This window comes from Variovorax sp. S12S4 (assembly GCF_023195515.1).
Classification (GTDB): Bacteria; Pseudomonadota; Gammaproteobacteria; order Burkholderiales; family Burkholderiaceae_C; genus Variovorax.
Genome location: NZ_JALPKR020000002.1, coordinates 4,953,772 through 4,965,933 on the forward strand (window position 1 = coordinate 4,953,772; position 12,162 = coordinate 4,965,933).

Sequence of the window (12,162 nt, forward strand, 5' to 3'; positions counted from 1 at the left end):
TCCTGAAATATGGTGGTCAGATGTCGAGCACCAGGTGCGGCGTCTTCGCGCGGGACACGCAGGTGCAGATGGCCCGGCCCTCGGCTTTTTCTCGGGCGCTCAGGTTGTGGTCGCGGTGGTCGGGAACGCCCTCTTCCACTGCCACGGCGCACACGCCGCAGTCGCCCTGCCGGCAGTCGTACAAAGGGTCCAGCCCGGCAGAGATCAGCACGTCGAGCAGGCTCTGGTGGGCGGACACGGTCAGCGTTTTGCCGGAGCGCAGCGTGCGCACTTCGAAAGGTTTGTCGCCCTCTTGCTCCAGCGCACCGGCAAACAGTTCGCAGTGCACGTGGTCGCCGGGCCAGCCGAGAGCGCGTGCCACGTCGACCGCGGCCTGCACCATGCCCTTGGGTCCGCACACATGAAGGTGGCGCCCGGGTTGCGGGGCGGAAAGCGCAGCGCGCAGATCGAGGCCGCGGGCCGGGTCGCCGCCGTCATGAACGACGGTGGCGCCCAGTGCGCGCGCTTCTTCCAGATAGGCGGTATGCCCCGCGCTTCGCGTGGCATAGAAAAAATCGAATGCGCGCCCTTCGGCTGCCAGCGCCCGCGCCATGCACAGCAGCGGCGTAATGCCGATGCCGCCGGCAATCAGGAGCGGCGGCACGCTGCCCGTACGCAGGGCAAAGTCGTTGCGCGGCGGCTGCGCCGTCAGCACGGCGCCGGGCGTCAACCCATGCATCCACGCAGAGCCGCCCGAGCCCTTCGGTTCATGCAGCACCGCAATTTCGTAGCTGCGGCTCTCCGCATGCGGCGCCACCAGCGAGTAGGCGCGCTGGCCGATACGTCCGTTGGGCTGGACGACTTGCACGCCCAGATGCGCGCCGGGCGTGTACGGCGGCAAGGCACCGCCATGCGCGCTGCGCAGCACGAAGGCCTTGATGGCAGGCGTGAGCGGCCTCACCGCTTCCACCACCAGTTCGAGCATTTCCGAGTCGCCCGCCATCATCCCAGCGGCAGGGCGGGATCGGCGATGGTCAGGCTGGCCGACTTTTGCCAGCGCGGCATCAGCGTGTTCGAAGGCAGGTGCTCGTCCACCAGCTTGCGCGCCGTCTCGACACCCGCCACCGGCAGGCCCTTTGCATCGAGCAGGCCAATTTGCACCAGCACACTGGCCTGGTCCCAATAGATGTGCTCGTGATAGAGCTTGTCGCCACGAAACTTGACGATGGCGACGAGCGGAATTTCCACCGGCTTGCCGGTGGGCGCGATGCCCGGCAGCATCCAGTCGATTTCCACCGTGTGGGTGAAGCAGAAAAGCATCTCGTCGACGATCTGCGTGGCGCCCACGGTGCGCGAGATGGGGGTGAGCCGCGTATCCGGCGGCGTGGTAGGAATGAAGTGATGCTTGTAGAAGCGCGAGAGCTCCCTGGCCCCTACCCCGCCGGTCATGGTGGGAATGTGGTTCACATAGGGCTCGCTCACCATCGTGCCCATGGTGGCGACCACGTCGCGTGTTGCGAACTCGTATTCGCAGTGCTTGTCCCAGAGCGCAGACAGGTCGTAGACGGGGCCGATGGCGTCCTTGAACAGCGCCATGGAGCGCTGGTGGGCCATGAGCGTGGAGGGCTTGTCGAAATGCTCGCCGCCGGTGCGTGCGAATGCGTGGTCGACGCCGGGGTACACATACATTTGCGCACCGGGCTTGCCTGCAAACGCCTCGAGCACCTGGTTGCGCGCTTCAGCCGGGCAGAACTTGTCGAGCTCGGCAAAGTGCAGCGCAATGGGGCATTCGATTTTCGGCAGCACGTTCAGGTCTGCCTCGATGCCCACGCCGTAGTAGCCCACTGCCGCATCCACGCCTGAATGCGCAGCCGCAAGATACGCGAGCTTTCCGCCCAGGCAAAAGCCCAGCGCGCCTACCTTGCCGGTGCATGCCGGGTGCGCTCGCAGCGCCTTCACGCTGGCCGTGATGTCCGAAACGCCGGCGGCCACGTCGAACTTCTGGAAGAAGCCGAAGGCGCGTTGCCAGTCTTCGGGCGAATAGCCCAGCTCGACATTCGGCTCCATGCGCCAGAACAGGTCGGGCGCCAGCACCACGTAGCCCTCCTCGGCATAGAGGTCGGCCACCTCGCGCACGTAGTCGTTGATGCCGAAGATCTCCTGGCACAGCACGATGCCGGGGCCTTGCCCCGATGGCGGCAATGCCAGGTAGCCGCGGAAGGTCTGGCCGTCGGCGGCTGCGATGTCGATGTATTGGCTCATGGGACGAGTCTCCGAAGTGGTGGGGTTCGGCGGACGATTCTGTGGAGCGCCCCGCGCGCTGTCTGTCCACTTCTTGCAGGCGCATGCCGCGCGAAAAGTGGATAGCCCGCCGTCCGCGTGCCGTGGAGACTCGGCCCCCGCGCATACATACCTTTGTTGCACCCCACGCCATCCGAATCACCCCTGAGGAGATCCTTCATGTCGCAGGCAAGAATCCCAACCGCCGTCGCTTTGCTGGCGCTCGCCGTCACGGCCGCATTCGCACCGCAGGCCCTGGCCCAGGCGCAAACCGTCAAGGTCGGCCTGGCAATGGACCTCTCCGGGCCGTTTGCCGTGGGCGGTGCCGAGGCCAAGGCCGGCTTCGCGGTGGCGATGAAGCAGCTGGGCGGCAAGCTCGGCGGGGTGCCGGTGGAGTTTGTCGAGGCGGACACGGGCGGCAGCCCCGACCTGGCCCGGCAGGTGGTCGAGCGCATGCTGCTGCGCGACAAGATCGACCTGTTCACCGGCCCCATCGGCTCGACGGTCGCGCTGGCCGTGGGGGCACCGCTCTTCGCGGCCAAGGTGCCCTATCTCTCGAGCAACACCGGCCCGAGCGACTACTCGGGGGCCAGGTGCAACCCGTATTTCTTCGGCGCGTCTTACCAGAACGATGCGTACCACGAAGCAGCGGGCAAGTTCGCTTCGGACAAGGGCTTCAAGAAGGTAGCGCTCATCGCGCCGAGCTACCCCGGCGGCAAGGATGCGATCACCGGCTTCAAGCGCAACTTCAAGGGCGCGGTGAGCGACGAGCTCTATACCAAGCTGGGCCAGCTCGACTACTCCGCCGAGATCGCACAGATTCGCGCAGCCAAGCCCGACGCTCTCTATTTCTTTCTGCCGGGCGCCATGGGCGTGAGCTTCATCAAGCAGTTTGTCGGCGCCGGCCTGTCGAAAGACGTGGCGCTGATCTCGACCGCCTTTTCGGCCGACGAAGACATGATTCCCGCCGTGGGCGAGCCGATGCTCGGGCTCTTCAACACCGCGCATTGGTCATACGACCTGGACAACCCGGCAAACAAGCGCTTCGTGGCCGATTTCCGCGAGCAGAACAACGGGCGCAACCCGTCTTTCTATGCAGGCCAGGCGTACGACGTGCTCATGGCGATGGACGCGGCGGTGCGGGACGTAGGCGGCAAGGTGGCCGACCGGCCGGCGCTGCTGAAGGCGATCAAGGCCGCAAAGTACAAGTCGGTGCGGGGCGACTTCAGCTACGGCGCCAACAACTTTCCCATTCAGAACTACTACCTGCGCGTGATCGGCAAGGACGCGAACGGGCGCATTGCCAACAAGGTGATCGGCACGGTGCTGCAGAACTACCAGGACAGCTCGTCCGCCAAGTGCGCGATGAAGCCGGCCTGACGAAGCCGGAGGTTCTAGTGCCGCGCGGGCTCTCGCGAAGTTTCGCGCGGAAGCCGGCCGAAGCGCTCGCGGTAGCAGGCGGCGAAGCGGCTCAGGTGCGAGAAGCCGCAGCTGAAGGCGACCTCGGTCACGCTCGCGCCGTCGTGCCGCGCCAACTGGGCGTACGCGGCATCGAGCCGCATGTTGCGCAGCACTTCCATGGCTGAAAGATCGCGGTAGCGCCGAAACAGCAGGCCGAGCGCGCGCCGCGACACGCCGGCGGCCTCTGCCACCTCTTCCAGCGAAAGCGGCGCATCGAGCCGGCTGCGCATGAATTCTTCGGCAAGCCGCAACTGCCGCATGCTGGCCGCCTCCGACCCGAGCCGCAGCGCGTCGTGCTGCCGCCGCACCGAATTGGGCCTGTGGCACAGCAGGTAGAGCATGAGGTTGTCTTCATAGTGGGCCAACCAGCGCGGGTCGTACGGCTCGTGGCCGTCCGCGGGGAGCAGCGATGCGAGGCCGGCCACCATGCGGCACCACTGGGTGCCCGCGGCATCGTCGAGCCGGAGCGGCAGCTCGAAGTCGATTTCGCCGATTTCTGCCGTGGCCCCTGCACCGCCCGCGGGCCTTGCGCCAAACGTTCGGCGTGCCACGTCCTGCAGACGGGCAAGGTCGATCTTGAGCATCAGCTGCTCGCAGTCCGCGTGCCAGCGCAGCCGCACGGGTTTGTGCGCGGACACCACGGCCCCCTGGCCGGGATGGATCTGCACGGTCTGGCCGCCGGTATGCACTTCGGCTTGGCCGCGCAGCGGCATCTGGACCAGCACGAAATTGCCCAGCGTGTCGGGCTCGATGTCGACATCGCAGCCATAGCGCAGGATGCACAGCGAGAGTGCGCTGAGTTCTGCCCGGCAGAAAACCGCATCGACATTGCCGCGACCCCAGGTGCTCCGGTGCGCCTTCAGCTCATGGGTCACCAGCGCATGGGTTTCGTCCGCCTCGCGCGATCGGAAGATCTCGCGCCCATACAGGGTGGAAAGCTGCTGGCTCGACCATGCGTCCACGAACACTCCTCGGGGGCCAAAAGTAGTGAGAGCTGTCTCTGCCGCTGGGGGCAGGAGCGCAATCTACCGCCCGAGGCCGGGTCTTGCCATGGGGATTGCCCCGGGCGGCATGCGCGGGCGTGCAAGAAGCTTGCCCGGCAGTCCGCCGCCTTCGGTCGTGGCTTGGTTGCGGCTGCCTAGGTCTGCTTGCCGCCGGTCTCTTCCGCTTTTTCCTTGTCCTTGTCTTGCTGCGCCTTCGGCAGCTTGACCTTGGTTACGGTCACTGAAACCGGGTCGCTGGCGGGAAAGGACTCTTCGACGCCGCTGTCCAGGGCCTCTTCGCTGGGCGCCTGCTCGACCGGCTTGGCCGGCTCGACCGCGGGTTTGCCGTGGTTCTTGGATGTGGGAAAGGGGAAAGCTTTTTCCGAAGTCGTCATGAGGGCTCCTCGGCCATGCAAGCCGCTAGGGCTTGCGCGGCTCCTTGTTGGTTTCCGAGCGGAGGTCTTCCCGCAACCCGTAGGCCGCGGAACCGTCGTGGCGCGATGCCTCCACGTTCTTGCGCTTGCTCGCCATGCGCTCGGCGGGGGCCGGTGCCGAGTCCTGTTCTCCGGTGGCCGCAGAACTGCTGGTGAACTTTTCTCCCGCGCCGATGTTGTCTACCCCGCCGCTGGTGGTGGGCCGGGATCCGTCGCCCGAGCCCAGATTTCCGGGTTCTCTGTTCATTTCGTTCGACTCCTGCTCACTCGAGGAGCAAAGTGGCAATGAGTCGATTCTGGGAACTCCGGAGCGCCCGCGCGTAGGACGACGCCAGCGTCCATCAGTCGGAAGCATCCTCGCCTCGGCACCCTTTTCAAAGTGTTGAATGTGTCGGTGCTTCGTATGTGCCGGTACACAACACCTGCCTTGCAGACGCGAAATAGTCCGGGCCATAGGCGCACTATTTAACGCTCGAATGTGATAAATTCACATTTACATACAATCTGACACATCATTACCTTGGCCAGCTGAATGAAAAAGCTCTCGTTTTCGCGTCGGCGCAATGGCTTCACATTGATCGAGGTAATGATCACGGTCGCAATCGTCGCCATCCTGGCTTCCATTGCGATGCCCAGCTACAACCGCTACATCATCCGAGCCAAGCGCTCCGCCGCCCAGGCGCAAATGATGGAGATTGCCAACCGGCAGCAGCAATTTTTGCTGGCGAACCGCAGCTATGCGGACAAGACGGCGCTGACGGCCAGCGGCTACTCGCTGCCCGCAGAGGTTGCCGCCAATTACGATTACACGATCACCCTGTCTGCGGAAGGCACTCCTCCCGGCTTTGTCCTGACTTTCGATTCGACAGGCGCCCAGGCGTCCGACGGCGACCTCACCCTCGATAACCAAGGCGCGAAAACGCCGGCCGACAAATGGTGAAGCCCCGCACGACCGCCGGACGCGCCCGCGCACAACGCGGCGCGACGCTGATCGAAGTGCTGGTCACCCTGCTGATCGTCGCCTTCGGCCTGTTCGGACTCGTGGGCCTGCAGGCTCGACTCCAGTCGTCCGAAATGGAGTCCTACCAGCGCTCGCAGGCGCTGATCCTGCTCAACGACATGGCCAGCCGCATTGCAATCAATCGCCGTATGGCCTCCAGCTACGTCACTGCTTCGCCGCTGGGCGCCGGAACCAACTGCCCCACAGCCACGGGCTCGCGCCAGCAGATCGACGCCTTGGAGTGGTGCAATGCGCTGCAGGGCGCGGCCGAAACCTCAGGCACCACCAAGCTCGGCGCCATGATCGGCGGGCGCGGCTGCGTGGAGGACTTGGGCAACAACGAATACTTGATCACCGTCGCCTGGCAGGGCCTGGTGCCCATTGCCGCACCGCCGGAAGGCGTGGCCTGCGGCAAGGATGCCTACGACGTCGCCCCCACCGCAACCACTCCAAGCCCGCAGTGCACGGCCGACAGGTGCCGCCGGACCGTGACGACGCTGGTGCGCATCGGGACGCTTTCATGATGCGCGCGCGCCCAGCAGGCAAAACCCGCCAACTTGCGCGTGCCCTGCAGCGTCAGCGCGGCCTGACGCTGATCGAGCTGATGGTGTCGGTCACGATCATGCTGATCGTGCTGGCGGCGCTGATTGCGCTGTTCCTCAATGTGAACAACACCCAGCGCGAAATGGTCAAGGTCAACCGCCAGATCGAAAGCGGCCGCCTGAGCGTTTTTGTGCTTGAGAACGAAATCACGCACGCGGGCTTCTGGGAAAACTACATGCCGGAGTTCGATGACCTCACGGTTTCCGGCGTGCCGGCGAAGGTGCCTACCGGCAATGCGCCCGATCCGTGCCTGCCCTATTCGGCGGTGAACTGGACGGAGGACTACAAGCGCAGCCTGCTCGACATACCCGTGCAGACCTACGACGCCGTGCCGGCCAGTTGCGCCGATCTCCTGCCGGACCACAAGCCCGGAACCGACGTGCTGGTGGTGCGCCATGCCGAGACTTGCGTGGCGGGCATGCCGAACTGCGAAGCCGACACGCTGGGCAAGCTGTATTTCCAGTCGTCGTTCTGCGGCACGCAGAAGCCTTCGGATTTCAGTCTCGACACGGCGGGCTTCACCACCGTGCTGGCCAAGAACTGCACCACGCCGGCGCCCAAGCGCAAGTTCATTTCCGACATTTACTACGTGCGCACCTATGCCGAAGCGGCAACCGACGGCATTCCAACCCTCATGCGTTCGCGGTTTGACCTTTCGGCTACCGGCCTCGCGCAGCAGCCTCCGGTTCCGCTCATCGAGGGCATCGATGGCTTTTGGGTGGAACTCGGCCTGGATACGTTGAGCAAGACCGGTGCGCTCGTGAACTACGCCCAGGCGATCAACTGGGCCGATTCCGTCAACAGGTCCACACCCACCAACCGCGGTGATGGAAGCCCCGACGGCAACTTCATCCATTGCAGCACGGCTTCGCCCTGCACTGCGGACCAACTGGTGAACCTGGCGGCGGTCAAGCTCTACGTGGTGGCCCGCAGCATCGAGGTTTCGCCAGGCCACACGGACACGCGCAGGTACAACCTTGGAAGCGGATCGCTGGGTCCCCTCAACGACAACTACAAGCGGCATGCGTTCACTACGGCGATCCGCATGACCAACGTGACCGGTCGCAGGGAGACTCCGTGAAGATGCCATCCACATTCGCCATGCATAGGCAAGGCGGCGCGGCGCTGATCGTTGGGCTGATCATGCTGGTGCTGATCACCCTCGCCGTTACCGCCGGATTCACGCTCAGCAACACCAATCTCAAGTCGGTAGGCAACATGCAGAACCGCAACGAGGCCGTGGCCGCTTCGAATCGGGCGATCGAGGAAGTGGCGACTTCCCTGCTGCTCCCCGGCGTCGACGGCTCGCCTTCGCTTGTAGCGCCAAAAGCAACCGCGAGCCTGGTCGACATCAACAACGACGGCAAAAATGATTACACGGTGCAGATTGCAGCGCCCACTTGCGTGCGTGCCACAAAGTCCACCGACAGCGGCGGTGGCGGCAATGTCGGCCCCGGCGGCATCACCGGGGGCGTCCACCAGCGGCTCGGGCCTTGCGACAGTGCCCGACCAATACAACTCGGTCTGGGACATCAGCACCACCGTGACGAACGAGAGCAGCGGCACGGTCACCGCGGTGCGCCAGGGCGTGAGAGCGCTCCTGAGCAAGGCGCAGTTCGAAGCGCTGTGCTCCTGACTTCCGGCCTCCTCCGAATGATCACGAAGACGAACGGATCGCAACCATGAAAAAGAACTTCTTCCGATCGCTTTTCGCCACGGCGATGCTGATATTCGGTATGCCCGCGGCCCACGCCGAAGACATCGATCTTTTCGTCGGCTACAACCAGGCAACGGCCACGGTACCCAACGTCTTGTTCGTGGTGGACAACACAGCCAATTGGACGCCCGTGTTCGAGAAGGAGATGGCTGCGCTGGCGAAGGCCTTCGGCAGCCTGGATCCGAACAAATTCAAGGTGGGCATCATGATGTTCACCGAAACCGGTGGGGGCAACTCGAACGTCGACGGAGCCTATCTGCGCGCGGGCGTGCGCATGCTCGACGCACCCAACAAACTCGCCTACGAAGCGCTGATCAAAAGCCTGGACGTGAACGGCGACAAGTCGAACGGCGGCAAGGCCGGCAAGATGATGGCGGAAGTCTACCGATACCTGGCCAGCAGGGAGCCGATTGCCGGAAACAGGAAGGTGAAGGCCGACTACAGCGGAAACGTCTTCGGCACCAGTGCCTCCAAGGCAATCTATGCCCTGCCGAACAACCCGCTGAGCGGAAAGGACGACACCAGCTACAGCGGCCCGGACACCGAAAACTGCATCGGCACCTACGTCATCTACATCAGCAACGGCGCTGCGCAGGACAACAACAACGACAGCACGATCTCGGCGAATGCCCTGCGTGAAGCGGGGGTGACGCAACCACCATCACACTGCCGGTGAGCGGTTCGCAGGACAACATGGCCGACGAATGGGCTCGGTTCCTGCGGGCTCGCATGGGTGTGAAGGTCTATACCGTCGAGGCCGCCTTGGCAACTGGCGGCCAAGGCCCCGGCTGGACGGCGCTGCTGAAGAGCATGGCGGAAAAAAGCGACGGCGAGTACTACGATCTCGCCGCCAAGCCAGAGCTAGGTGCGGCACTGAGCGAGGCGCTGGACAAGATCTTCAGCAAGATCCAGTCGGTCGACAGCGTGTTCTCGTCGGTGAGCCTGCCCCTTAGCGTGAACACGCAGGGCACCTACCTGAACCAGGTGTTCGTGGGCATGTTCCGCCCCGACGAAACCGCCTATCCGCGCTGGAACGGCAATCTCAAGCAATACAAGCTCGGGCTGGACCTCAACAATCAGCTGATCCTTGAGGATGCGGCCAACAACAACGCCGTCAACTCCGAAACCGGCTTCATCGATCCGTGCGCACGAAGTTTCTGGACGCCGGAGGAGATCAATACTTACTGGTCGTTCAACCCCTCCGGCGACTGCATTCGCACCCACCCGATCACCGGCGACAAAATTGACGTTTCCGCTTCGGACAGTCCCGACGGGAGTGTGGTCGAAAAAGGCGCTCAAGCCTATACGCTGCGCCAAATGCCTGTGGCGGATCGCAATGTCCAGACCTGTGCGGCAAATGACTGCTCGATCCTGACGAGCTTTACCACCGGCAACACGGCGGGCGTTACCAAAGAGGCGCTCGGCGTGGCAGACGAGACCGAGCGCACTGCGCTGATCAATTGGCTGCGGGGCATGGACAACAAGGGCGACGAGCGGAACGGCACCGATGGAAAACCTTTGACGTCCACCGCCATGCGACCCTCGGTGCACGGCGACGTGGTGCATTCGCGGCCGGTCGCCATCAACTACGGCACCGACGCCCAGCCCCAGGTGGTGGTGTTCTACGGCGCCAACGATGGCATGCTGCGCGCCATCAACGGCAACCGGAGCGCGACAATCGGTTCGGCTCCGGCCGGCAAGGAGCTGTGGGCTTTCGTGCCGCCAGAGTTCTACGGCAACATCAAGCGCCTGTACGACAACACGACGCGCATCAATTTTCCCAACCTGCCTACCGGCGCCGGCACCACCGCGCCGAAGCCATATGGCATGGACGGCGCCATGGCGGCCTACCGCCAGGGCGATGTCGCCTGGCTCTATGCGAGCATGCGCCGCGGCGGCCGGCTGGTTTACGCCTTCGACGTCTCCAATCCGGCTGCGCCCGTCCTGAAATGGCGCCGCGGCTGTCCCAACCAGGACAACGACACCGGTTGCGACACCGGGGTCAATGACATGACCGGCATCGGGCAGACATGGTCGCCCCCAAGATCGTGAAGGCCAGCGGCTATGGCGCCGGCAACACGCCTCTGCTGATGTTCGGCGGTGGCTACGACAAGTGCGAAGACGTCGACACTACCGCGTCCTCCCAGGCCTGCGGCGCGGCCACCAAGGGCAACAGGATCTACGTCCTGGATGCCAGCACGGGCAACGTCCAGAAAACCTTCGTCACGGACCGGGCAGTTGCAGGCGAAGTGACCGTCGTGAACGACAGCACGGGTTTGGCCAAGATCGCCTACGCAGCTGACCTCGGCGGCAACGTCTACCGTATCAAGATCGGCACTGCCTCGCCCGCCAGTTGGGAGATGACCAAGATCGCGTCGCTCGGCTGCGCCACCACGATAGAAGAACCACCCTGCACGCCCAACCGCAAGTTCATGTTCGGCCCCGACGTGGTCGAAGACAACGGCATGTACGTGCTTCTGCTGGGCTCGGGCGACCGCGAGAAGCCCCTGCGCTTCTATTCGGCCGCGTTCAGCGTCTCCAACCGCTTCTACATGATGGTTGACAAGCCCACCGACGATAGCTGGCTCCTCGCCGAGGCCGACCGTTGCGACGGCAGCAAGCTGCTGTGCCACAACTCCCTGCTGGCCATCACTGACACGACACCGCCCCTGGCTTCTGACCTTGCCAACAAGAAGGGCTGGTATCTCGCGCTTGCCGCCGGCGAGCAGGTGGTGACTTCATCGGTCACCGCCTATGGCAACACGACCTTCAACACCCACATTCCCACCGATCCGGCGGCGCAGCGCCAGTCCTGCCGCTCCGACCTGGGGACGGCCAATGTCTACAACGTGTCGTACCTCGACGCCAAGGCTCAGGCAGAGAACGGCACCCGGTTCCAGAATGTCGAAGGTGGCGGCCTCGCGCCTTCGCCGACGGTCTTCCGCGCGCCGCTGGACGACGGCACCTTCCGCGACGTGGTGATCGGCGCCAATCCTGATTCGTTCCTGAGCCCGAGGGGGAACCGCGCCCAAGGCCGCTTTCAAGCAGCCCAAGGGCCGGGTCTACTGGTTCATCCAGAAGTAAAAGGGTGCGCAAGGTGCAGACAACCGCCGGCATGCGAACACGTGGCTTCACGCTGGTGGAGCTGATGGTCACCATCGTGGTGCTGGTGGTGCTGGTGTCGGTGGCCGTCCCCTCGTTCGACAACATCCGGCTTTCGAGCCGGCTGACTTCCTACGCGACCGATCTGGTGGCCGGCAGCCAGCTGGCGCGCAGCGAAGCCATCAAGCGCAACGCGGCCGTGACGCTGTGCGCCTCGGCCAACGGCACGGCCTGCGCCACCAACGGCCAATGGGAAGCCGGCTGGATCGTCATCAGCAGCGGCGGGCAGGTGATCCAGAAGCAGCCGGCCACCGCCAGCGGCTACCAAATCCGCGACGGCGCCGGGCTCAGCGCCCTCTCCTTCGACGCCACCGGCGTCGGCGGCACCGCGGCCGACATCACGATCTGCCGCGCCAGCCCCGTGGGCAACCAGGAGCGGGTGGTGAAAATCAGCGCCACCGGGCGTTCGTCGATCACACGAACCAGTGTGGGTACCTGTGGTGCATGAATGAGGTCTTTTTGTGCGATCCTCGGCGATGCGGACAATAGTGCACTAACACGGGCCCCGGGGGCGGTCAGTTCACGCCCTTGCACCGCGATTGA

General features: G+C 64.4%; 14 protein-coding genes. 9 read left to right on the forward strand and 5 right to left on the reverse strand.

From position 1 onward, the window contains the following. Window positions 1–16: 16 nt before the first annotated feature. Both M0765_RS24265 and M0765_RS24270 read right to left on the reverse strand, forming a co-directional pair. Complete coding sequence (locus tag M0765_RS24265) at window positions 17–982, reverse strand: PDR/VanB family oxidoreductase (protein WP_258506374.1); 966 nt, start codon at window positions 980–982, stop codon at window positions 17–19. Further along, a complete protein-coding gene (locus M0765_RS24270; protein WP_258506376.1) occupies window positions 982–2,241 on the reverse strand; it encodes a dienelactone hydrolase family protein in 1,260 nt (419 codons plus the stop codon). The genes M0765_RS24265 and M0765_RS24270 overlap by 1 nt, the downstream gene beginning before the upstream one ends. Window positions 2,242–2,439: 198 nt before the next feature. On the opposite strand from M0765_RS24270, the gene M0765_RS24275 reads away from it, so the two are divergent. Then, on the forward strand, window positions 2,440–3,639 hold the full coding sequence (locus M0765_RS24275) for an ABC transporter substrate-binding protein (RefSeq protein WP_258506378.1): 1,200 nt from the start codon (window positions 2,440–2,442) through the stop codon (window positions 3,637–3,639). A gap of 14 nt (window positions 3,640–3,653) precedes the next feature. Here M0765_RS24275 and M0765_RS24280 read toward each other — a convergent pair whose 3' ends face one another. The 3 genes from M0765_RS24280 to M0765_RS24290 form a co-directional block, all read right to left on the reverse strand. After that, window positions 3,654–4,682, reverse strand: coding sequence for an AraC family transcriptional regulator (locus M0765_RS24280; RefSeq protein ID WP_258506380.1), 1,029 nt, complete (start codon window positions 4,680–4,682; stop codon window positions 3,654–3,656). A gap of 176 nt (window positions 4,683–4,858) precedes the next feature. Next, on the reverse strand, window positions 4,859–5,098 hold the full coding sequence (locus M0765_RS24285; protein WP_126745835.1) for a hypothetical protein: 240 nt from the start codon (window positions 5,096–5,098) through the stop codon (window positions 4,859–4,861). A 25-nt stretch (window positions 5,099–5,123) separates the two neighbouring features. Beyond that, entirely contained in the window at window positions 5,124–5,384 is a 261-nt protein-coding gene (locus M0765_RS24290) for a hypothetical protein (protein ID WP_258506384.1), read from the reverse strand. A gap of 285 nt (window positions 5,385–5,669) precedes the next feature. Here M0765_RS24290 and M0765_RS24295 point away from each other — a divergent pair, with 285 nt between their 5' ends. From M0765_RS24295 to M0765_RS24330, 8 genes are read left to right on the forward strand one after another with little or no spacing between them, the layout of a single operon-like run. Next, on the forward strand, window positions 5,670–6,077 hold the full coding sequence (locus M0765_RS24295) for a type IV pilin protein (protein ID WP_258506385.1): 408 nt from the start codon (window positions 5,670–5,672) through the stop codon (window positions 6,075–6,077). Beyond that, window positions 6,071–6,661: a prepilin-type N-terminal cleavage/methylation domain-containing protein gene (locus M0765_RS24300; protein ID WP_258506386.1), complete on the forward strand. Its 591-nt coding sequence runs from the start codon at window positions 6,071–6,073 to the stop codon at window positions 6,659–6,661. The genes M0765_RS24295 and M0765_RS24300 overlap by 7 nt, the downstream gene beginning before the upstream one ends. Then, the gene (locus M0765_RS24305; RefSeq protein WP_258506387.1) at window positions 6,658–7,821 is read left to right on the forward strand and encodes a PilW family protein; all 1,164 of its coding nucleotides are present in this window, start codon (window positions 6,658–6,660) and stop codon (window positions 7,819–7,821) included. The genes M0765_RS24300 and M0765_RS24305 overlap by 4 nt, the downstream gene beginning before the upstream one ends. A 2-nt stretch (window positions 7,822–7,823) precedes the next feature. Next, complete coding sequence (locus M0765_RS24310; RefSeq protein ID WP_446751612.1) at window positions 7,824–8,426, forward strand: pilus assembly PilX family protein; 603 nt, start codon at window positions 7,824–7,826, stop codon at window positions 8,424–8,426. Further along, window positions 8,423–9,133, forward strand: a complete 711-nt coding sequence (locus M0765_RS24315; protein ID WP_258506389.1) for a hypothetical protein — start codon at window positions 8,423–8,425, stop codon at window positions 9,131–9,133. Before M0765_RS24310 ends, M0765_RS24315 begins: the two co-directional genes overlap by 4 nt. 17 nt (window positions 9,134–9,150) lie before the next feature. Next, entirely contained in the window at window positions 9,151–10,509 is a 1,359-nt protein-coding gene (locus tag M0765_RS24320; RefSeq protein WP_258506390.1) for a hypothetical protein, read from the forward strand. Beyond that, window positions 10,488–11,606 carry a hypothetical protein gene (locus M0765_RS24325; protein ID WP_258506391.1) on the forward strand — a complete coding sequence of 373 codons (1,119 nt, stop codon included), beginning with the start codon at window positions 10,488–10,490 and terminating at the stop codon, window positions 11,604–11,606. Before M0765_RS24320 ends, M0765_RS24325 begins: the two co-directional genes overlap by 22 nt. Beyond that, complete coding sequence (locus M0765_RS24330; RefSeq protein ID WP_258506392.1) at window positions 11,573–12,067, forward strand: GspH/FimT family pseudopilin; 495 nt, start codon at window positions 11,573–11,575, stop codon at window positions 12,065–12,067. Before M0765_RS24325 ends, M0765_RS24330 begins: the two co-directional genes overlap by 34 nt. The last annotated feature ends 95 nt before the right edge of the window (window positions 12,068–12,162 follow it).

What these genes read in the sequence shown, in the direction of transcription:
- M0765_RS24265 (WP_258506374.1), bottom strand. Translation starts at nt 982, where the DNA reads ATGGCGGGCGACTCGGAAATGCTCGAACTGGTGGTGGAAGCGGTGAGG.
- M0765_RS24270 (WP_258506376.1), bottom strand. Translation starts at nt 2,241, where the DNA reads ATGAGCCAATACATCGACATCGCAGCCGCCGACGGCCAGACCTTCCGC.
- M0765_RS24275 (WP_258506378.1), top strand. Translation starts at nt 2,440, where the DNA reads ATGTCGCAGGCAAGAATCCCAACCGCCGTCGCTTTGCTGGCGCTCGCC.
- M0765_RS24285 (WP_126745835.1), bottom strand. Translation starts at nt 5,098, where the DNA reads ATGACGACTTCGGAAAAAGCTTTCCCCTTTCCCACATCCAAGAACCAC.
- M0765_RS24290 (WP_258506384.1), bottom strand. Translation starts at nt 5,384, where the DNA reads ATGAACAGAGAACCCGGAAATCTGGGCTCGGGCGACGGATCCCGGCCC.
- M0765_RS24295 (WP_258506385.1), top strand. Translation starts at nt 5,670, where the DNA reads ATGAAAAAGCTCTCGTTTTCGCGTCGGCGCAATGGCTTCACATTGATC.
- M0765_RS24300 (WP_258506386.1), top strand. Translation starts at nt 6,071, where the DNA reads ATGGTGAAGCCCCGCACGACCGCCGGACGCGCCCGCGCACAACGCGGC.
- M0765_RS24305 (WP_258506387.1), top strand. Translation starts at nt 6,658, where the DNA reads ATGATGCGCGCGCGCCCAGCAGGCAAAACCCGCCAACTTGCGCGTGCC.
- M0765_RS24310 (WP_446751612.1), top strand. Translation starts at nt 7,824, where the DNA reads ATGCCATCCACATTCGCCATGCATAGGCAAGGCGGCGCGGCGCTGATC.
- M0765_RS24315 (WP_258506389.1), top strand. Translation starts at nt 8,423, where the DNA reads ATGAAAAAGAACTTCTTCCGATCGCTTTTCGCCACGGCGATGCTGATA.
- M0765_RS24320 (WP_258506390.1), top strand. Translation starts at nt 9,151, where the DNA reads ATGGCCGACGAATGGGCTCGGTTCCTGCGGGCTCGCATGGGTGTGAAG.
- M0765_RS24325 (WP_258506391.1), top strand. Translation starts at nt 10,488, where the DNA reads ATGGTCGCCCCCAAGATCGTGAAGGCCAGCGGCTATGGCGCCGGCAAC.
- M0765_RS24330 (WP_258506392.1), top strand. Translation starts at nt 11,573, where the DNA reads ATGCGAACACGTGGCTTCACGCTGGTGGAGCTGATGGTCACCATCGTG.